This is a genomic window from Bacillus sp. FSL R9-9834, from assembly GCF_038006905.1.
Classification (GTDB): domain Bacteria; phylum Bacillota; class Bacilli; order Bacillales; family Bacillaceae_G; genus Bacillus_A; species Bacillus_A pacificus.
The window spans coordinates 638,404-658,998 of the sequence record NZ_JBBOWD010000001.1; the positions used below are offsets into that span (position 1 = coordinate 638,404).

Annotated in this window: 16 protein-coding genes and 1 pseudogene; 10 read left to right on the forward strand and 7 right to left on the reverse strand. The window is 35.7% G+C overall.

Annotation, left to right across the window (positions count from 1 at the left end):
* Positions 1-22: 22 nt before the first annotated feature.
* The 3 genes from MKY00_RS03255 to MKY00_RS03265 form a co-directional block, all read right to left on the reverse strand.
* Positions 23-1,903, reverse strand: coding sequence for a vWA domain-containing protein (locus MKY00_RS03255; RefSeq protein ID WP_016716444.1), 1,881 nt, complete (start codon positions 1,901-1,903; stop codon positions 23-25).
* 3 nt (positions 1,904-1,906) lie between these two features.
* Positions 1,907-2,800: an ATP-binding protein gene (locus tag MKY00_RS03260; protein WP_016716445.1), complete on the reverse strand. Its 894-nt coding sequence runs from the start codon at positions 2,798-2,800 to the stop codon at positions 1,907-1,909.
* A gap of 127 nt (positions 2,801-2,927) precedes the next feature.
* Entirely contained in the window at positions 2,928-4,457 is a 1,530-nt protein-coding gene (locus MKY00_RS03265; RefSeq protein ID WP_000743047.1) for a cardiolipin synthase, read from the reverse strand.
* Between the two features lie 183 nt (positions 4,458-4,640).
* Between MKY00_RS03265 and MKY00_RS03270 the strand changes: the two genes are divergently transcribed.
* The 3 genes from MKY00_RS03270 to MKY00_RS03280 all read left to right on the forward strand — a co-directional run bounded on the left by MKY00_RS03270 (position 4,641) and on the right by MKY00_RS03280 (position 7,393).
* The gene (locus tag MKY00_RS03270; RefSeq protein ID WP_016716446.1) at positions 4,641-4,859 is read left to right on the forward strand and encodes a hypothetical protein; all 219 of its coding nucleotides are present in this window, start codon (positions 4,641-4,643) and stop codon (positions 4,857-4,859) included.
* Between the two features lie 30 nt (positions 4,860-4,889).
* Positions 4,890-5,228 carry a hypothetical protein gene (locus tag MKY00_RS03275; RefSeq protein ID WP_016716447.1) on the forward strand — a complete coding sequence of 113 codons (339 nt, stop codon included), beginning with the start codon at positions 4,890-4,892 and terminating at the stop codon, positions 5,226-5,228.
* 458 nt (positions 5,229-5,686) lie between these two features.
* Positions 5,687-7,393, forward strand: a complete 1,707-nt coding sequence (locus tag MKY00_RS03280) for a putative bifunctional diguanylate cyclase/phosphodiesterase (RefSeq protein ID WP_016716448.1) — start codon at positions 5,687-5,689, stop codon at positions 7,391-7,393.
* A gap of 25 nt (positions 7,394-7,418) precedes the next feature.
* Here the strand turns inward: MKY00_RS03280 and MKY00_RS03285 are convergent, their stop codons facing one another.
* A complete protein-coding gene (locus MKY00_RS03285) occupies positions 7,419-8,816 on the reverse strand; it encodes an amino acid permease (RefSeq protein ID WP_000448457.1) in 1,398 nt (465 codons plus the stop codon).
* Between the two features lie 449 nt (positions 8,817-9,265).
* On the opposite strand from MKY00_RS03285, the gene treR reads away from it, so the two are divergent.
* From treR to treC, 3 genes are all read left to right on the forward strand, one after another.
* Complete coding sequence (gene treR, locus MKY00_RS03290; protein ID WP_000987251.1) at positions 9,266-9,976, forward strand: trehalose operon repressor; 711 nt, start codon at positions 9,266-9,268, stop codon at positions 9,974-9,976.
* 140 nt (positions 9,977-10,116) lie between these two features.
* Positions 10,117-11,544: a PTS system trehalose-specific EIIBC component gene (treP, locus tag MKY00_RS03295; RefSeq protein WP_000513952.1), complete on the forward strand. Its 1,428-nt coding sequence runs from the start codon at positions 10,117-10,119 to the stop codon at positions 11,542-11,544.
* A gap of 13 nt (positions 11,545-11,557) precedes the next feature.
* Entirely contained in the window at positions 11,558-13,219 is a 1,662-nt protein-coding gene (gene treC / locus MKY00_RS03300; RefSeq protein ID WP_016716449.1) for an alpha,alpha-phosphotrehalase, read from the forward strand.
* Between the two features lie 31 nt (positions 13,220-13,250).
* Here treC and gerKC read toward each other — a convergent pair whose 3' ends face one another.
* The 3 genes from gerKC to gerKA are packed head-to-tail and all read right to left on the reverse strand — an operon-like array spanning position 13,251 to position 16,945.
* The gene (gene gerKC / locus MKY00_RS03305; protein ID WP_033678277.1) at positions 13,251-14,375 is read right to left on the reverse strand and encodes a Ger(x)C family spore germination protein; all 1,125 of its coding nucleotides are present in this window, start codon (positions 14,373-14,375) and stop codon (positions 13,251-13,253) included.
* Positions 14,356-15,462 (reverse strand): GerAB/ArcD/ProY family transporter, encoded by a 1,107-nt coding sequence (locus MKY00_RS03310; protein WP_016716451.1) that lies wholly within the window; start codon positions 15,460-15,462, stop codon positions 14,356-14,358. The genes gerKC and MKY00_RS03310 overlap by 20 nt, the downstream gene beginning before the upstream one ends.
* Positions 15,443-16,945, reverse strand: a complete 1,503-nt coding sequence (gerKA, locus tag MKY00_RS03315; protein ID WP_000139252.1) for a spore germination protein GerKA — start codon at positions 16,943-16,945, stop codon at positions 15,443-15,445. Before gerKA ends, MKY00_RS03310 begins: the two co-directional genes overlap by 20 nt.
* A gap of 69 nt (positions 16,946-17,014) precedes the next feature.
* Here gerKA and MKY00_RS03320 point away from each other — a divergent pair.
* The 4 genes and pseudogenes from MKY00_RS03320 to MKY00_RS03335 all read left to right on the forward strand — a co-directional run.
* A pseudogene (locus tag MKY00_RS03320) lies at positions 17,015-17,107 on the forward strand (CPBP family intramembrane glutamate endopeptidase); the annotation flags it as partial.
* Between the two features lie 23 nt (positions 17,108-17,130).
* Positions 17,131-18,102 carry a phosphotransferase enzyme family protein gene (locus MKY00_RS03325; RefSeq protein WP_016716452.1) on the forward strand — a complete coding sequence of 324 codons (972 nt, stop codon included), beginning with the start codon at positions 17,131-17,133 and terminating at the stop codon, positions 18,100-18,102.
* Positions 18,103-18,259: 157 nt separating this feature from the next.
* A complete protein-coding gene (locus tag MKY00_RS03330; protein ID WP_000387151.1) occupies positions 18,260-19,720 on the forward strand; it encodes an alanine/glycine:cation symporter family protein in 1,461 nt (486 codons plus the stop codon).
* Positions 19,721-19,856: 136 nt separating this feature from the next.
* Complete coding sequence (locus tag MKY00_RS03335; protein ID WP_029141049.1) at positions 19,857-20,585, forward strand: amino acid ABC transporter ATP-binding protein; 729 nt, start codon at positions 19,857-19,859, stop codon at positions 20,583-20,585.
* Positions 20,586-20,595: the final 10 nt, after the last annotated feature.

Sequence of the window (20,595 nt, forward strand, 5' to 3'; positions counted from 1 at the left end):
GAGCGCAACGCTCCTGTTTTTTTTATTCAATCGTCTTCAGTAATAACTTTTTCAATAGTGGTTTAATCTTCAAACGTAAATCTTCAGCGTGATTTGCAACTAAGAAGTGATGGTTATAAATGTTCTTCATTAATTGATAAGTTGCTTCTTTTGCTTCGCCTTCTTCGATGAAGATCCCGATTACTTCCATGCCGCTTTTACGAGCAAGTTTGACAGCTTCATGCGTATCTAAAATACCGTCTTGTTGATAGTCTAGTGCAGAAGGCTCACCGTCTGTGAAGACAAGTAAGAATTTATGCTTTTCTGGTCTTTTTGCAAGCTTTTCAGAAACGATACGAATAATATATCCATCGCGGTTATCTTCTTCTTCGCGAAGCTGCATAATTTCGGGACCAACGTTTGGTAACGTTGAGTTTTTATACGTTACAACTTCATGGATAACGTTCGGCTTATCTTCAGGTTTAGCACTAGAAGCATCTTCCCAAAATCCGCTAATAGCGTGCGGGATTTTTAAAGATTTCAACGCTTCATGGAATAGGACCACACTCTTTTTCGTTTCTTCCATTTTGTTATACATAGAACCAGAGCAGTCCACTAGTAGTTGGAATGCAACGTCGAGCTCTTGTGATTCTTGCCCTTTTTTATAAAACATGCGAGGCTGCTTTTCAGTATAAATACGAAGGAATTTCTTACGAAGTCTTCCGTAATATTTATCACTATTTGCATTCGTTTTATTTTCAATCGTTTTTTCGATAATTTTCTTTAATTCTTTTACATCTTTATTAACGACTGATTTAATAGCTTGGTAATCCTTTTTCTCGTCAGGATTTGGTTTGCGTGCTTCTTTAAATGTATGAGAAGCGCCAGTATTATACTTACCGTATGCACCATCATTTTGACTAGAAGCGTGAGAGGCTCTTGCTTCCTCTGTATCAGCACCATCAAAGTTGGATTGTGTACTTTTTTGAGAAGTACCTTGTACAGAGCCAAGCGCTTGGTCACCATCTTCTGATTCGCGAGCAGTATCACCCATCATATTTGTTTTTGTTCCGCTTTCTAATTCAAAACGTAAAAAGTTCTCATTTTCATTGTTTTTATTTTCACGGTGCCATGTAGAGAAGCTTTCATTCATTTTATTTTTATTCTCATCATCAACGATTTGTGTATCATCATTTGCTAATTTTTCGGGACGGCTGTCTTTTTCATCTGCAATAACAGATAAGTAGAGCGGAGCATGTCCGAAATAGTTGTTAAGCATATCACTTTCAAGAAGCTCCTCTAAACGATAGCGAATTTTCTCAACGATATACATAATATCTTCCGTATTACGAGCTTGGAATGTTTCATGCAGAATAGCTTCAATTTGCTCGAAATATTCATTATTAAACATTTCATATTTATCGCTCGTTAATGAAAGATAGCATAGACAAAATAGACGATCACCGTGATAGTTACGAACGCGATTGATTTCATTTTGTGAGCTAAAGTAATTGCGATACATTTCTTTTCTTCTTTTAAAAACATGCTTTGTGCCAGGGCGTAAGTTTTTTACGATTTCCTCAACACGTAAATCTTCTAATAGAACAAATAATTGTGTTAAAAACTTTTTTAAGGGTGATTCTTGTAATTCAATCGCATAAGAACGAATTAAAGTCATGTCCGAGTAATGTTTATTACCAAGTGCTTTTAAAAACACTTCGCTTTTTAATCCGATTACTGTATCCTCTTCTTTTCGATCATCCCAAAAGTGACTAATGACAACCTTTTTTTCAATTTCGTCGTAGTATGCTTTATAGCCATACTCAAGGTAGGCATCATCTTCTTTGAGAAGGGCATACATTAAGTTTTCCATTTGTAGAAACAGCGACGCATCAATTTTTTTGTCACTAAAAATTTGTCTCATGAATTATCCCTCAAAGAAATAACTTTCTGCTAATTCACGGACAGTCATTTGTTCTGTTTCATCGTTTAATTTTGCGATAATACTACGTTCAATTGCACGCATAACAGGAATATATACACCTAAATCACATGCATCGATAATGCCACGAATACTTGCTGCTTCTTCACTTACGCGGCCGTCACGAGCTAAAGGCATAAGATCGCTTGCAAATGCAACGAACTTTTCAATTGTTGTAACATCGTTTAATTTTGATTCTGCTAATAATAATTCTTTTAATGTATCACCTTGAATGTAAGGAACTTCAATAATAACGAAACGGTTTTTTAACGCTTCGTTTAGTTCACTTGTACCAACGTAACCTTCATTAATGGCAGCGATTACGCGATATTCGTCATCACCGTATACAACTTCTTGTGTAAACGGGTTTGTAATCATTTTACGGTAATCTAATGCACCGTGAAGAAGTGGTAACGTTTCAGGTTTTGCCATATTGATTTCATCAATATATAGGAAATGACCGTTCTTCATCGCTTTCATAAGAGGACCGTTAACGAAAGCAACTTCAGATGCGCCATCTTTCGTTTGTAGTGTGTTGTATCCTAAAATACCTTCTACATCTAGGTCGACAGAACAGTTAATGCTATGCATTGGTTTTTGGAATAAAGAAGAAAGCGTTTCAGCTAGTACTGTTTTACCACTACCAGTTGGTCCTTTTAATAGAATGTTTTTGCCAAGAAGAAGTGCTGTAATAGCATCTTCGATAATGCTATTATCAGATGCTTTATATATTTTTGTACCGATTAAATGTGCATTTTCACCAGCTTTTTGCTTATTCTTTTCGTGAATTGTAGAAAGCTGCTGTTTTAAATCAGCATGTATATGAAATTGTTCTAACATGTATTTCCCACCTAACATTATTTTCATAAAGTAATACATCTTATGATAACTTGTTTTAATATGGTATGCAAAGAAAAGGGGAGGGGACAAATATAAAAGAAAAAGCAATCAATTGTACATTGATTGCTTATAGTAAAGGAGAAATGAGCCTCATAAAAGACTCTAATATTCGTTTTTTGATACTTCTTTTTTGGAAAGCGTTCCATTTAATTTCAGTGGAATGCTTAAAGTCTTCTTCAAAATCACGTTTAATATCATGAACAGTTTTTGATTCATACAGTACGCTAATAATTTCGTAATTCAATTCAAAGCTTCGTACATCCATATTTGCTGTTCCGATTGTTGCAATTTTATCATCAACAAGTACAAGTTTTGCATGCATAAAGCCATCTTTATAACTATAGATGGAGGCGCCAGCTTTTAAAAGTGGAGTGAAGTAGGATTGGGATGCTTGATCACTAATAATACTATCACTTTTACCAGGATATAAAATGCGTACATCTATGCCAGATATTGCACTTAAACGTAATAATGTTAAAGTTTCTTGATCTGGAATAAAATATGGTGTAGCAATCCAAATAGATTTTTTTGCAGAGCCCATAATAGCTAATAACGTATTACGAATGCTCTTATCATCTGAGCTTGGCCCGCTTGCTACAATTTGCACAGCACCTTCTGCACTTGAAACTTCTTTACCTGGGAAGTATTGTCTATTCATAAATTGATCCCAGGAATAGGTTTTCAAACCACTAGATGCATAGAGCCAGTCCTCTAGAAAAATTGCTTGTAATTTATATAACGCTTTTCCTTCGATTTTTAAATGACTATCACGCCAAACGGGAAACTTTTTTGAACGGCCAAGATATTCATCACCGACATTAAGTCCTCCAGTAAAACCAATTTCTCCATCGACAATGACGATTTTACGGTGGTTACGATAATTAACTGTTTCAAGTAACCAAGCTGAAAAAATAGGGTCAAATTCAACAATTTCAATCCCAGCTTCTTTCATAGGTTTTAAAAAGCGTCTTCTTAACGTATTACTTCCTAATCCATCATAAAGGAAGCGTACAATAACACCAGCTTTTGCTTTGTTTATTAAAGCATCCCGGACTTTTGTACCAATCTCATCAGATTTATAAATATAGTATTGAATATGTATGTGATGTTTTGCTTGCTCGATAGCTTGCAAAATTTCTGAAAATGTTTGATCTCCGTTTGTTAAAAGTTTTGTAGTTGTTCTATCTGCGGCAGGCCCGCCTCCAAATTTTTGTACAACTTCTGTTAAATGGGTAGAGCGTTCACTTAATGGGACTTTGAGTGATAACTCTAGTCGTCTTCCTTCTAATATTTCACGGAATAATTTTCTTTGTTCTTCTGAACGATGGAGATGCTTTTTTCTTCTCCAACGGCTACGCCCGAAAATAGAGTATAAAAGTACACCTACAACGGGAAGAAGTGCTAATACTAAAAACCACGCTAAAGTACTTTGAGGAGACCTATTTTCGATAAAAATAACGAATGAAATTCCTACAATTGTGATGGACCAGAGAACGCCGACAAATGTATATAACGAAATATACGATGTATTTAATAGGAAAAGAACGATAGATACAATTGTAAATATTAATAGTAATTGGACAATAGGTTTCTTCATTTCTATATAATTCCTCTAATCTTTCTTCAATATAGACTTCCTAAATAGCGGATGTAATGTGACATTTTTATTATAAATTGTTTTCTGTTTTTTACAAAATGTAGGTATTTCCCCATACTTTCCGCATTTGTCCTACATACAGTGTATTGTTACGTTTTTAAAGAGAAAAGGAGGGTGAATAAAATGTATGGGCGTCCAATTGGAGGATTTGGTCACGGTGGTTTTCATGGTGGTTTTGGACATTCACCATTTTTGGGTGGGGGGTTCTTCCCAGGTTTTGTAGCAGGTGCTTTACTCAGCCCTGGGTTTGGTTATGGTGGATATGGTTATCCGTATTACTCGGATTATTCTTATTATACAGGTTACCAACAAGATCCGTATTATTCATACAATACCTATTAAGATGAGAACATGAAAAAGGAGAGGGAAAACATGAATTATATAGAAAATAACGGATTGTATTATCGTCATAATCATGGAGGTCATCATCATAATGGGGGACATCACCACCATGGAGGGCACAATCACCATGATTACCACCATCATCATCACGGAGGTGGATGGGGCTGGGGTGGAGGCTCATGGGGCGGTGGATTTTTCCCTGGAAGTTTTGCTGGAGGTGTGTTAGGTGGGCTTACAGCAGGTGCATTAACGGGTGCAGCAGGTGGAGGATACTATCCAGCACCGTACCCAGTAACTTATCCAGCGCCATATCCAGCGTCATATCCAGCGCCATATCCAGTTTCATATCCAACACCATATCCGTATTAAATAAAAAAAGAGGCTATCCTCTTTTTTATTTAATACGGTATTTATTTATAAAATACTTCCAAAATTAAGGTGAAAATATGTTAATATTTTGTTATTATAATTCAAAAAACATATATAATAATTTTAATTTATCACGCATTAACGGGCAGTAAGACCCCCACCTCAAAATTCAGCGGAAGCAAAGAAGTTAGGCGGAGATCAACACCCCCCACTAATTAAAGTTTCACTTTATATATATGTTCCTGAAGAGTTGTATAGAGTTAGCTATAAGAAACTACTACGTATAATTGAAACGGTATTATATTGCTTTTTATTACAAATAATATTATGTTATTTTAATCGGCATATTTCAAAACATGATGTATGTAAAGGGCGATTATTAGGAAATGAAATATCTCTATTTCTATGAAAAGAAACAAGTTGTGTTTTAGTCAGATAGGAAGCAAGGAGAGATGCGCATGCTAGAACAAAGAGGTCATGCATTATATGAATCTTCATTGCGAGATTTAAAGTTAGCATTAGATGAGTCTTCAATTGTTGCGATTACAGACCGAAAGGGTCTTATTACATATGTAAATGATAAGTTTTGTGAAATCTCCAAATATACACGAGAAGAGTTAATAGGGAAAGATCATCGTATTTTAAATTCAGGACATCACCCGAAAACATTTTTTCAAATGCTATGGAAGCGTATTTTGAGCGGAAAAGTATGGAGAGGTGAGATTCGAAATCAAGCAAAAGATGGTACATATTATTGGGTTAAAACAACAATTGTTCCATTTTTAAATGAAAAAGGAGAGCCCTATCAATTTATTGCGATCCGAAATGATATTAGTAGTAGGAAAGAAGCAGAACAGAGGTTACGGTTAAGCGAAAGTCGTTATAGGGAGCTTGCGTATCATGATGCTTTAACGAGTTTACCGAACCGTCTACAATTAATAACGACTGTTAACGAATTAATTGCAGATAAAAGAGAGTTTGGTATGATTTATTTTGATTTGGATCGTTTTAAATTAGTAAACGATACGCTAGGTCATATGATAGGAGATTTACTTTTAAGCGAAGTTGCTTCACGGTTGCATTATGTGCTAGGAGAGAAAGATGTTCTGGCTAGGCTGGGTGGCGACGAATTTGTGTTGTTAACAAAAAATCATACACAAGATGAGATGAGGCAGCTAGCGACATCTGTGTTGTCATGCTTTCAGGCGCCATTTATACTTGAAGGTCATGAAGTATACATTTCAGCTAGTCTAGGACTGTGCTCATATCCGCAAGATGGACAAGATGTAGAAACTCTATTGAAGAATTCAGATTTAGCTATGTATAGTGCGAAAGAACAGGGAAGAAATGCAGCGTGCTTCTTTACAGATGAGTTACGTGCGAAAATAAATCGTAGAATGAAAATTGAATTTGCTTTGCAAAAGGCAATTCGTGATGAAGAGTTAGAGGTGGCGTTGCAGCCTATTATTGATTTGAAAACGAAGAAATATACTGGTATTGAAGCTTTAGCACGTTGTTCAACAGAAGAAGGACCGATTTCGCCAGACGAATTTATCCCAGTAGCTGAAGAATCTGGACTTATTATAAAATTAGGAGACTGGGTATTAGAAAAGTCATGTCGCTTGTTTAAAACATTGCCAGAGTACGAAGAAGGACTAAAGTTATCTGTGAATTTATCCATACAACAATTAATGCAAAAGCGTTTTATTTTATCTGTACGTAGCATTTTAAAGAGAACTGGATTTCCACCGAATCGTTTAATTTTAGAAATAACGGAAAGCATTGCTGTTCGTCATTTTGATTATATTATTGCTACATTACAAGAATTAAGAAATATGGGTATTTTAATTGCTTTAGATGATTTCGGAACGGGTTATTCTTCCTTATATTATTTAAAACAACTACCGCTGGATATAGTAAAAATTGATCGTAATTTTATTCGTGAATTTCATTATGATCATGCACAGCCAGAGCGAACGATTGTAAAATCTGTTATTGAAATTGCCCATAGCTTACATTTAGCAGTAGTTGCTGAAGGGGTAGAGACAGTAGAGCAAGAAAGTTTATTACAATCTATGGGTTGTGATTATGTGCAAGGATTTTATTATGCGAAACCTTTATCTGTAGGAGAGTTAAAAGAAAAGTTAACTACAGATTTCATATAAAAAAGAGAAGCGTAGCTTCTCTTTTTTAATTCATTTTTTGTGAGTTTTTCATTAGTATTGGATAGAGAATCAGACCTAATACGAACAATCCGATTCCTAAGAAGAACGTTTTTAAATCAGCAGTTCCCGTTTTGATAACCCAAATAGAATATATGAATGCTAATGTAGTAATGATGCCGTCCTTTATTCGAGAGCCAGGCATTATATCATACGTTTCTCCTGTAATAACTAATTTGAATTGGTACAGCGTAGAAACAAGGTATGGAATTAAATAAGCTAATGTTGCTACAACGATAGCGAAATTATAAGCTTCTGATACGGTACCAGAAATCGTTGAGAACAAGAAAATCTGCGTCATTACATTTGTAATCAATAATGATTTTGAAGGACTACCCTTTTTATTCGTTTTCGCGAAAAGCTTAGGGAAAAGTCCGTTCTTTGCAGCCTGATAAGGTACTTCTGAACTAACAACAATCCAGCCCACTGTAGATCCAAATAAAGATACAAGTGCAAGTAGAGCCATGATATAGGCACCTTTATTGCCAATTGCTAAATTTAATGCGTCTACTAATGGTTTTTGAGACTCTTTTAAAGCATCTTGCGGGAGAGCGCCCATTGTAAGTAGAGTAATTGACATGTAAATAAGAAGAGCGATAATTAATCCGAAAATCGTAGCTTTTTTTACATCGCGCTGAGATTTTGCACGATTAGAAAGCATGACAGCCGATTCAATACCGATGAACGCCCAAAGTGTTGCAATAGCAGCTGAATTGATTTGTCCACCTAAAGAAATGGATTGTCCTGCTTCATTCATAAATGTTTGCCCATCTCCGAAATTAGAGGCATTGAAAATGAATAATGTGATTACAATAAACATTGTAAATCCAATAATTTTTGCAATAGTAGCAAGAAGATTCATATTTCCAGCACGATCAATATTTTGAGAAAGAATATATTGAATTCCCCATAACATAAGGCTGCATACGAGGAACGTTAATCCTTTTCCAAGTTCTAGTGAAAATCCGTTCGTTGAAAAGAGAATTTGCTTACTTTGTAAAACTGGAAAGAATGTTGATAAATATCCAGCAAAGGAAATAATAACAGATGCTGTTGCAGCCCAGTTTGCAGCCCAATATCCCCATGCCATACTATAGCCTGCAACTTTACCCGCTTTTTTTGAAGGGAACATCGCTTGGGCATAGCTTTGTGGCCCCGCTTTTAATTCTGGTTTTCGGATTGCTAAATTTCCAAATACGAGTGCAATCATAAATACGCCAAGTCCTGTAATACTCCATGCAAGTGTAGAACCCATTGGACCTGATACTTGTGCTAAATTCGCTGGGAGCATAAATACGCCACCGCCAACCATATTCCCGATAACAAAAGCTGTTAAAACCCATAATCCCCATTTTTTCGTTTCCATTTTTGTTAACTCCTTTGTAGTAAGATTTGCTTAAACATCATTTTTTACTAGCTTTTTGGCAATAAAAAAAGAGCCATGTAGATAAAAAATACCTACATGGCTCTTCGCCTAACGTAGGTACAACGGGAATAACCCTTGTACCTACGCGTAATTTTTCCGCTAGGTTTCAAGGGTTACGTATGATGATGATGTTTTTGTGCAAATGTAACTACAATTGTTGTATAAGTAAGCATAGTTCTTTGCTCCCTTTCTCCTCTGATTTTGAAGTTAGTATACTACATGTTTTTTTGAATGAAAAGAAAAATATAAAAATTTTTATAAAAATACGTTTTAGAGATTAAATATTTACCTTTATTTTTCCTATACTGGAAAATAAGTGAGAGATTGGCAGAAGAGTGTAGCATGGTATAATACATATAGAACTAGAAGGTGACAAGGGGCTATTGTAGATGATGAGTAAGTATGAACAAATTTATACAGAAATCAGTAATTCTATTGATAATAGGCAATTAAAAGAGGGATGCAAAATCCCATCAGAAACTGAATTAATGAAGCAATATGAAGCGAGCCGCGGTACTGTAAGAAAAGCTGTAGATTTATTACAAGAACGTGGATATGTTCAAAAAATACACGGAAAAGGTGTTTTTGTTTTAAAGCGAAAAAACATTGAATTCAACTTTGGTGGTATTGTAAGTTTCCAAGAAGAAAATGAACGTTTAGGACGCCATTGTATTACAGAAGTCGTGGAAATGGAGAAAGTAAAAGCGACAAAAGAGGTTGCAAAGCTATTAAATGTGAAAGAGAAAACAGACATAGATCATATTAAACGCGTACGAAATATTGATGGAGAAAAAGTAATTTTGGATATTAATCATTTTGTATCGGAATATATTCCTGGATTAACGAGTGAAATTGCAGCGCAATCCATTTATAAATATATTGAGAAAGAACTAGGTCTTCATATTAGTTACTCACAGAGAGTAATTGAAGTGCAACCATGTACAGAGGACGATAGAAAGTATTTAGATTTAAATGGAACAGACTATGTTGTTGTCGTGAAAAACTTTACGCATTTGTATGATGGAAGTCAGTTCGAATATACAGAATCCCGCCACCGCTTAGATATTTTTCATTTTTCGGATGTGGCGCGGAGAAAATAAGGAGATGGAACGTAATAACGTTTCAGCTCTTTTTTTATAAAAAAACGACAAACTCGTATATACGAGTGTTGACTAACTTATATATACGAGTTAATATGTAATTGTAAACGGTATCAAAAAAAGAAAAGAGGGACGGGAATATGGGGAAAGACTATCGTAAAACAGCAGAGGAAGTGTTGCAGTATATTGGCGGGAAAGACAATATTGAACAAGCTGCGCACTGTGTAACGAGACTCCGTATCGCTTTAAAGGATGAAAGTAAAATAGATAACGATAAATTGCAGTCTGTTTCATTAGTGAAGGGAGCGTTTCATAACGCTGGGGTATTTCAAATTGTAATCGGTCCAGGAGATGTTGATCGAGTATATGCTGAATTGATAACGCTTGCAGGTATGAAGGAAGCGACAGTAGCTGATGTAAAAGATTCTGGAAACCAAAAGCTAAATCCAGCTCAAAAGTTTGTAAAAGTATTTTCAGATGTATTTATGCCGATATTACCAGCAATCGTAACAGCTGGTTTACTAATGGGAATTAACAACCTATTAGGGGCGAAGGACTTATTTTTTGAAGGTAAAAATTTATTAGATGTGTATCCAAACTTAAGTGGGCTTTGGGATTTAATTAATATGATGGCGAATACAGCTTTCGTATTCTTACCAGCACTTGTCGGTTGGTCAGCAACGAAGCGTTTTGGTGGTAGTCCGATATTAGGAATTGTTATGGGATTAATGCTTGTGCATCCAGCATTATTAAACGCGTGGGATTACGGAAAAGCAGCAACTGGTTTAGATGGACAAAAGATTGAGTACTTCGATATTTTAGGATTATTTCAAATTGAAAAAGTAGGGTATCAAGGTCAAATCTTGCCGGTTTTAGTAGCAGCATTTGTATTAAGTAAAGTGGAAATCTTCTTAAAGAAACATGTACCAAATGCAATTCAATTGTTAGTTGTACCAATTACAACGATTGTCGTAACAGGTGTGTTAGCATTAGGGATTATTGGTCCAGTTACACGTCATATTGGAGATTTATTAACAGCTGGATTAGTAGGTGTATATGAAACAGTACCAGTAGTTGGAGCAGTATTGTTTGGAGCATTATATGCACCGCTTGTAATTACAGGTATGCATCATATGTTTATTGCTATCGACTTACAATTAATTGCACAACACGGGGGTACATTCATTTGGCCAATGATTGCTCTTTCTAACATTGCGCAAGGTAGTGCGGCACTTGCGATGTTCTGGATTTCTAAAAATCAAAATGATAAAAGTATGGCATCTACATCAGCAATCTCGGCATATTTCGGTATCACAGAGCCAGCTATGTTTGGTGTAAACTTACGAAATAAATTCCCGTTCTATGCAGCAATTATAGGATCGGCTGTGGCAGCAATATTTATTACGTTAAATGGTGTATTAGCACCGGCTATCGGAATTGGCGGATTACCAGCATTTATTTCTATCATTCCGAAATCGATTCCCATGTTTATTGTCGGAATGATTATCGCAGTTGTAATCCCATTTACGTTAACGTGGTTATTTGCAAAGCGAGTAAAACAGAAGTAGGAGGAAGTTAAACATGAAGGATTGGCATAAAAGTGTAGTTTATCAAATTTATCCGAAGAGCTTTAATAGCTATTACAATAAAGAAACCGGTGATATAAAAGGGGTTACAGAGAAACTAGATTATTTAAAAGAACTCGGAGTAGATTATATTTGGTTAACACCGATATACCAATCACCACAAAATGATAATGGATACGATGTAAGTGATTACTACCGTATTGATCCATCTTACGGAACGATGGAAGAGTTTGAAGAGCTTTTAGAAGAGGCGAAAGCACGTAATATTGAAATTATGCTTGATATCGTTGTAAATCATAGTTCGACGGAGCATAAGTGGTTTAAGGAAGCGAAGGAAGATAAAAATAGTCCATATCGAAATTATTACATTTGGCGTGATGAAAAAAATAATTGGCAATCTAAGTTTGGTGGATCTGCTTGGAAATATGATGAGAAGACAGAGCAATATTATTTACATCTATTTGATGAGACACAAGCGGATTTAAACTGGGAAAATGAAAAACTTCGTGAAGAAGTATATGATATGATGCGCTTTTGGCTTGATAAAGGGGTAACTGGATTCCGATTAGATGTTATTAATTTAATTTCAAAAGATCAACAATTCTTAAATGATGACGGAAGTACAGCGACAAGCGATGGCCGTAAATATTATACAGATGGCCCACGTGTGCATGAATATTTACAAGAAATGAACCGAAATGTTTTTGAAGGGAAAGATGTAATTACAGTTGGAGAAATGTCATCTACGACAATTGATAATTGTATTAAATATTCAAACCCTGAGCGTAATGAATTAAGTATGACGTTTAGTTTCCATCATTTAAAAGTTGATTATCCGAATGGTGATAAGTGGACGAAGGCTGATTTTGATTTTATTAAATTAAAAGAGATTATGTCTAATTGGCAAATTGAAATGCAAAAGGGCGGGGGATGGAATGCGTTATTCTGGTGTAATCATGACCAGCCTCGTATTGTGTCACGCTTTGGTGATGATAAGGAGTACCGAAATGAATCTGCGAAAATGTTAGCGACAGCTATGCATATGTTGCAGGGCACACCTTACATTTATCAAGGTGAGGAAATCGGTATGACGAATCCTAAATTCGAGTCTATTGAGCAATATCGCGATGTAGAATCGTTAAATATATACAATATAAAGCTGGAAGAAGGATTATCAAAAGAAGAGATTATCGGGATTTTAAAACAAAAATCTCGTGACAACTCCCGTACTCCAATGCAGTGGAATGAAGAGATGAACAGTGGTTTTACAACAAGTACACCTTGGATTTCAGTGGCTGAAAACTATAAAGAAATAAATGTAGAGAAGGCACTAGAAGATAAAGAGTCTGTATTTTATCATTATAAAAAGTTAATCGAACTTCGAAAAACGTATGATGTAATTACAGAAGGAGAATATGCTATTTTGGATGAAAATGATCCTAAAATTTGGGCATATACTCGTACTACAGAAAGTGAAGTGCTACTTGTTATCAATAACTTCTATGGAGAGGAAATAACGTACTCTGTACCAGCGCACGTTCAATTGGATGGAATGAAACAAGAAGTATTACTGTCGAATCATAAAGATTCCAGCAAGGATATTACAAACCTTGACTTAAGACCATATGAATCAATTGTATATCGATATACGAAATAAAAAGTTGTATGCCTGCGTGGCATACAACTTTTTATTTTAAGACACCACTATACAAAATGCTTACTTCTACCTCAGGCTTAAATTTTACTTTTGCATAATCTTTATTCCAATTTTTTTTCTTCCATAGGTCAGGATGATAAGCGATAAGATGTCTACCAATTCCGAAAGCATCACAATTTGCCTTTTGTAACTTTTTCGTTATTTTTTTCGCTTCTTTCGTGAGCTGTTTGGATAGTTCCTTATTTAGTTTTTTTCTTTCATCCATTTTGTAAAGATTATCTCTCGGAGCTTCAAGAGCTATAACTTTTAATTGAAGCTTAATGTGAGCATACACATTTCCTTTTTTATCTGTTGTTATTTTTAAGTCTCGTTTTAATTTCCGATTGCTCACTTCCATTGTTAAATAGTCAGATGTCTTCTCGGATTCATCGCTAGTAAGTTTTTGGGTTATACGGGCACTTGTTCCCATTTTTCCAGTTAATAATACGAATAAAACAGATTGTTTTAAAGGTAAATGCCCGGTCAATTTATCATTGTTAAATAAAGCTAATCCGTTTGTAATTACTTCTTTTCCTTTTATTTTTATAGAAGGGAGGGTAAAGTCTTTACCGGGATCTAACATTTTTGTAGCAGCTGTTTCTAAAGTTTCTTTTGGAAATACACTCATATCTTCTAAGCTTTTCACTTTTTTCTTTAGAAAATCTCCAATTAACAAATTTCCGACATTCTTTTTTTTCAGTATTTCGGATGTTTCACCATCTACTGCAATAAGTTTTACTAAAGCAGTTGGGTTTGTTGGGTCCCGAAAACTGACATCTAAATAGGGTAGTATCCCTTTTTTTAAAATTTTGGTTCCTAGTAATTGAACACCATATTTGAAATAGCGAATATTTCCAGTCACATTTTTTTTTAGAGCATCGCTTGTATCCCTTATGTTATGCCCCGTTGCTGAATGTATTTCATTTTCGAATGAAGATTGCTCTCCGCTTGAACTTTTTACGAGCTCAATTGTTTGCTGGAGTTTATTCTCTTCCGTAATATCAGATCCAATACTATAAGCTAACCTTGCTTCTCTTAATGGTTCTTGATCCCAACAGCCAGAAAGGAGGGAACTCGTACATAATATAAAAAGTAATTTAACTCTTTTTTTGAACATATTGTTCTCCTTTCTTATTTCTTATTACTGAATAAAGTAGAAATAAAAGAGGGAGGACAACGATGAAAATATAGGTGAACTTATCAGTGAAAGTTGAAATTACTTTTAATTCCTCTGGTGTATCGATAAATAAGGCTACACTAAAAGCAATAATACCAACGATTGGAACAGCCTTTTTATGGTTAGCAAGATTGAATATATGTCCAATGCCGATTGAAGCGGCACAATAATAACTAGCAATAGAAGCCACAACTGTTATCATCCATATTGGTATGAATAGTAAATCAGTTCGGTCTATGATCCCGATATGCAAGGAGCGTAGTAAGTAAGCAACTGGTTCTGGAATAAGCTCAATTTGTTTTGGACTAAATACGATAAAACAAATCCAAACAGTAAAAGTATAAAAAAGAGTTACAAATCCATTAGCGATAGAAATGGCCTTTAGTTTTGCTACAGAACTCCCGTTTACTTTGGGGAAAGCGATAAGAAAAATTTCAAAACCATACATAGCTGTAATTGTTTCTTTAGATGCTTGAATAATATTCCACCATCCAGCCTCTGTAATCGGAAAAATATAAGAAAAATCAGCTCGCGTGAGTCCTAAGGCGATTAAAAGAGCCATTGGTAAAATGAGAATAGAGGCCATGACGTAAAATCTTACGATAACTTTAAATGTGTTATAGGCTACATGACAACAAGCTATTGTAAATAGTATGAGAATGGCATACCAAGGAGTTGCTTGTAATATCCACACTTTAATGACATTACAAGCATTCAACATAACCGTCATACCAATAAGGGTAAAATAAAAAACATAAGCAAAACCTAATAGTTTTCCAAACTTATTCCCAAATAGCATACAAACACTTTCATACATATCTGCATCAGGAAATCGTTTTAAGAAAAGCCACATAAGTAAAATAATAAGCTGAATCGCAAGCCCAGCGATGAGTGCAGAAATCCACCCACCGCCTTTAGCAATCGGGTGAAGGCGGTTCGGTAGAGAAAGTATGCCTACTCCGATTTGGCACTGAATAACGAAAAAGGTAAATTGAGCTAGCGAAATTTTACTTTGCGTGTTTGTCACCGTCCTCATCCTCTCTCGTTACATGTTGGCGCTGCATTTTTTTCGGTTTTGGATCATGTGGTCGTTCCCAAAATGACCAAATTGGTAGTCTTACAAAAGAATCTTTCATATCTTTAATCCGCATTGGTGCAACAGGAGAAAGATATGGTGTATGAAAAGAATGAAGCTGACATAGGTGAACGAAAGTTATAATGAGACCGAATGATATTCCTACGTATCCGAATAGGGCAGCAAGGAGCATTAATGGAAAACGAAGAATTCGAACTGCTGAACTCATATCGTTTGATGGAACGAGAAAAGATGAGATTGCAGTTAAAGCTACAACGATAATCATTGTGTAAGAAACGAGTCCAGCTTTTACAATTGCATCCCCAATTACTAAACCGCCTACAATACCGATTGTTTGTCCAACTCGGCTCGGCAAGCGAATACCAGCTTCCCGTAATAATTCGAAAATTAGCTCCATTAAGAGAGCTTCAAAAATAGGAGGGAGCGGTACTTTCTCTAATGAAGCTTTAATTGTATACACAAGTTCAAGCGGCAATACATCAGGATGAAAGGCTACGGTTGCGATATATATAGCTGGTAAGAGAAAAGCAATCAAAAAACTCACTAAGCGAATCATTCGGACGAAAGAACCGACAATCCAGCGGTTATTGTAATCATCTGGTGATTGATAGAAAGCAAATAACGTAACAGGAACGATAAGCGCTGTTGGATCTCCATCAGATAAAATAGCAACTCGTCCTTCCATTAAATTTGCAGCGGTCCTATCTGGACGCTCTGTATTTAATTGCTGCGGAAATGGTGAGAAAGACGTATCCTCTATAAATTCTTGTATATATCCTGGAGGCATAAGTGCATCTGTCTTAATCGTTTCTAACCTTCTTTTCACTTCTGTAACTAAATCGTCATTCGCTATATTTTGCATATAAGCAATTGCCACTTTCGTATGCATTTCTTCACCAAGTGTGAAATATTTAACGACGACGTTTGGACTTTTTATGAGTTTACGAATGGAAGCTAAATTGGTTGCTAAATCTTCTACAAAACCAGTATGTGGTCCACGTACAATGCCTTCATTATCAGGCTCTGCTATATCTCTCTTTAAAGATAAAGCTGTTTCGAAAATACAAAAACTGTCGACTTGTTCATGAAAATATAATGATTTGCCTTGTAATAAGAGCTGCACGCCATAATTTAAATTCGTTTCCTTTTTCATATTTAATGTAGAAAAAGCTTTATCTAAAGCTAAATCTGACCGCGTCAATAAAGGCTCAAGGGCTAATTGATGAATTAGATTTGGGTCTGCTAAAGATTCGATATATAGGATTGCTCCTTTTCCGTTTTGAAAAGGGAGATCCAATTTTTTTATATCGTCTGAATGACAGAGCTTATTTTCGATATAATTAATGTTTTCCGGAAGTGATGGAAACATATGCTTTTGATCCGTACTCTCTTGTTGTTCTTTTTGCTCTGTCATAATTTCCACCTCTTTAGAATAAAGTTACTCCTGTTAATTTTTGCTTTTTGTGAGAAATTTATGCTTGGGTTATATGAGAAAACAAATTCTATTTTATCGGCTATGATTGTCCACGCATTATTCAATTTCATAGCAGTACTTCTCACATTTGTGTCGAATTAAGAAGATATATAGGAGGGATACATATGGAAATAGCAGTAGAACGAGTTTTTACAAAAGAAATTTTAGCAAGAGCAGCAAAGGCATTTCATGTAACAGTGGAAGAGAAGCCGCTTGGAGATTTTGAGAATTATATTTTTAAGGCGAAGGGTGATAATGATGAGGACTATGTATTACGTTTAACGCATTCTTCGCATCGATCTAAACAAGAGGTAGAGGCTGAACTAGATTTTTTACGATATGTTGCGGGAAACGGGGCAAAGGTAGCGGGACCTCTTTACTCAACGTCTCAAAATCTTGTAGAAGAAATCGGAGCAGAGGATGGGACTTTCTTTTTCGCTTCCTTATTTACATATGCAAAAGGGGAGCAAGTAAAAGGAGAAGAATCGCCTTATTGGGGCGAGCCTCTCTTTGAAGCATGGGGAAAAGCGATTGGACAACTGCATCGTCTAACAATGAACTATCCTAAAACGGATCATCGTGATACGTGGGAAGAAGATGAGAGTGGGGTTGTTAATGAATTAGAAGATGATCAAGTGAAAAAAATCGCTGCGGTATTAATGGCTGAGATAAAGGCTCTTCCAATTGAAAGAGAAACGTTCGGCCTTATGCACGGTGATATTCATCCAGGTAATTTTCATTATGATGGTAAAGAGCTAACAATCTTTGATTTTGATGATGCGGCTTATAATTACTTTATACACGATTTAGCGATGGTTCTTTATTACTCTGTTCTATTTACACCGTGGACAGCGGAAGAGAAGAACGATTTTGCTCGTAAACAATTACAAGTGTTAAGAAAAGGATACGAATATGAACATAAGCTAGCGGATAGTTGGTATGAATCATTGCTGTTATTTTTACGTTTACGCGATATAGGTTTATATGGCACGATTCAAAAGAAGTTTAAAGGGAAAGATATGCCTGATAACTTCTTGAAATTATCAGAAGAGCTATACGAAAGAATTATAAAAAAAGAAGCAATTGTGAATATATAATACATTCTGTTCAAAACAAAGTATATAAAACAAATATATACTTTGTTTTTTTATACAAAAATATGTTTATTTTATTAAAATAATATTGTCATAGATTCGGTATACATTTATAATTTTTATATATTCTGAATATTCTTGATAAAAAGGAGGGGGAATATTGGAAGCTTTCGTAAATTGGTTAAATAATATTGTTTGGAGTCCAGCACTTGTTTATTTATGTTTAGGAGCAGGTTTATATTTTTCAATTCGAACGAGGTTTTTACAAGTAAGGCATGTAGGAGAAATGGTGAAGCTGACATTTAAAGGAGAAAAATCAGAGGCGGGTGTTTCTTCATTCCAAGCGTTAGCACTTTCGTTATCTGGACGCGTTGGAACAGGGAATATAGCTGGGGTAGCAACGGCGGTTGCCTTCGGCGGACCAGGAGCTGTATTTTGGATGTGGGCAGTAGCCTTTTTAGGAGCAGGATCAGCTTATGTAGAATCTACATTAGCACAAATCTATAAGACAAAGCATCAGGGACAGTTTCGCGGTGGACCTGCTTATTACATTGAAAAAGGTTTAGGTGTGAAATGGTATGCTCTAGTATTTGTTGCAGCGACAATTCTTGCAACGGGGCTTTTATTACCGGGTGTGCAAGCAAATAGTATTGCTGTAAGTTTAGAGACAGCTTTTGGAATTAATACTACTCTATCAGGGGCTTTATTAGTTGTTGTATTAGCTCTTATCATCTTCGGTGGAGTAAAACGAATTGTTAACGTAGCGCAAGTTGTCGTACCGTTTATGGCTGTTGGGTATATTTTAGTAGCTTGTGTTATTGTCGCTATGAATATTGAAAAATTGCCAGAAGCATTTATGTTAATTATAAGAAGCGCTTTTGCATTAGAAGCAGCATTTGGTGGTATTATCGGTTTAGCAATTTCTTGGGGAGTAAAACGTGGTATTTATTCTAATGAAGCAGGGCAAGGAACAGGGCCACATGCAGCGGCAGCGGCTGAAGTATCACATCCAGCTAAGCAAGGTTTAGTGCAAGCATTTTCCGTTTACATTGATACATTATTTGTTTGTTCAGCAACAGCATTTATGATGATTATTACAGGCATGTATAACGTATTTGATGCAAGCGGAAAAAACTTTATCGTAAATAAATTAAATGGTGCTCAGCCAGGGCCGGGATATACACAGGCAGCGGTAGAATCTGTTTTCCCTGGATTTGGAAACGGTTTCGTTGCAATCTCATTACTATTCTTTGCATTTACAACAATTATGGCGTATTACTACATTGCAGAAACGAATATCGCGTACTTAAATCGTGATAAAGACCGCCCTTGGCTGTCTATGGTACTAAAGTTTGTATTTTTAGGAGCTGTATTCTACGGTTGTATCAAAACAGCAGCAACGGCTTGGGCTTTAGGCGATATCGGTGTAGGAATTATGGCATGGGTAAATATCATTGCGATTTTACTATTACAAAAACCTGCATTAGTTGCATTAAAGGATTATGAAAAGCAGAAAAAAGAAGGAAAAGATCCAGTATTCGATCCAGGGCCATTAGGAATTAAAAATGCTGATTTCTGGGAGCATGAATATGGAAAAGATAAGAAAGAAGAAGTATCGTAATGGAATAGAAATGAAAAAGCAAAGGGGAAATTCCTTTGCTTTTTTTATGGACAAAATGAGGCTGGAAGTTATTTTTTTGCCTATTTTTGAATATAAAAAGAATGTACATGCTTTGTTAGGGGAAGGGGTGAGTATGTTGATAGAGTTTCGTAACGTAAATAAATATTATGGTAACTTTCAAGTTTTAAAAGATATTAATGTGCAAGTGAAAAAAGGTGAAGTGGTAGTAGTTGTTGGGCCTTCTGGATCAGGAAAAAGTACATTACTTCGGTGTATAAACCAGTTAGAGTCAATTACAGATGGAGAGTTAATTGTACAAAATACGGAGGTACACAATGCGAAAACAGATATGAATGAATTACGCCGAAATATCGGAATGGTCTTTCAACATTTTTATTTATATCCACATAAAACAGTTCTTCAAAATATTACATTAGCACCTATTAAAGTAAATAAAATTTCAAAAGAGGAAGCAGAACAAACAGCCATGTTTTATCTAGAGAAAGTAGGAATTCCAGAGAAGGCTAACGTGTATCCACATCAATTATCCGGAGGACAACAGCAACGGGTGGCAATTGCTAGAGGGCTTGCGATGCAGGCGGAGATTATGCTATTCGATGAGCCTACGTCTGCTCTTGATCCGGAGATGATCGGGGAAGTACTTGATGTTATGAAAACGCTAGCTAAAGAAGGGATGACGATGGTTGTTGTCACGCATGAGATGGGATTCGCGCGGGAGGTAGCCGATCGGATTTTATTTATGGATGATGGCAAAATCATTGAGGATACAACACCGGCGCAATTTTTTGCGAGCCCTGAACAAGAAAGAGCGCGTCTATTTTTAAGCCGAGTGTTAAACCATTAAAGGAGGAATT

Coding starts and splice junctions, on each gene's coding strand:
- gerKC (WP_033678277.1), bottom strand. CDS start 14,375: ATGTTCAAAAAAAGAGTTAAATTACTTTTTATATTATGTACGAGTTCC.
- treC (WP_016716449.1), top strand. CDS start 11,558: ATGAAGGATTGGCATAAAAGTGTAGTTTATCAAATTTATCCGAAGAGC.
- gerKA (WP_000139252.1), bottom strand. CDS start 16,945: ATGACAGAGCAAAAAGAACAACAAGAGAGTACGGATCAAAAGCATATG.
- MKY00_RS03270 (WP_016716446.1), top strand. CDS start 4,641: ATGTATGGGCGTCCAATTGGAGGATTTGGTCACGGTGGTTTTCATGGT.
- MKY00_RS03285 (WP_000448457.1), bottom strand. CDS start 8,816: ATGGAAACGAAAAAATGGGGATTATGGGTTTTAACAGCTTTTGTTATC.
- treP (WP_000513952.1), top strand. CDS start 10,117: ATGGGGAAAGACTATCGTAAAACAGCAGAGGAAGTGTTGCAGTATATT.
- MKY00_RS03275 (WP_016716447.1), top strand. CDS start 4,890: ATGAATTATATAGAAAATAACGGATTGTATTATCGTCATAATCATGGA.
- MKY00_RS03260 (WP_016716445.1), bottom strand. CDS start 2,800: ATGTTAGAACAATTTCATATACATGCTGATTTAAAACAGCAGCTTTCT.
- MKY00_RS03255 (WP_016716444.1), bottom strand. CDS start 1,903: ATGAGACAAATTTTTAGTGACAAAAAAATTGATGCGTCGCTGTTTCTA.
- MKY00_RS03280 (WP_016716448.1), top strand. CDS start 5,687: ATGCTAGAACAAAGAGGTCATGCATTATATGAATCTTCATTGCGAGAT.
- MKY00_RS03325 (WP_016716452.1), top strand. CDS start 17,131: ATGGAAATAGCAGTAGAACGAGTTTTTACAAAAGAAATTTTAGCAAGA.
- treR (WP_000987251.1), top strand. CDS start 9,266: ATGATGAGTAAGTATGAACAAATTTATACAGAAATCAGTAATTCTATT.
- MKY00_RS03265 (WP_000743047.1), bottom strand. CDS start 4,457: ATGAAGAAACCTATTGTCCAATTACTATTAATATTTACAATTGTATCT.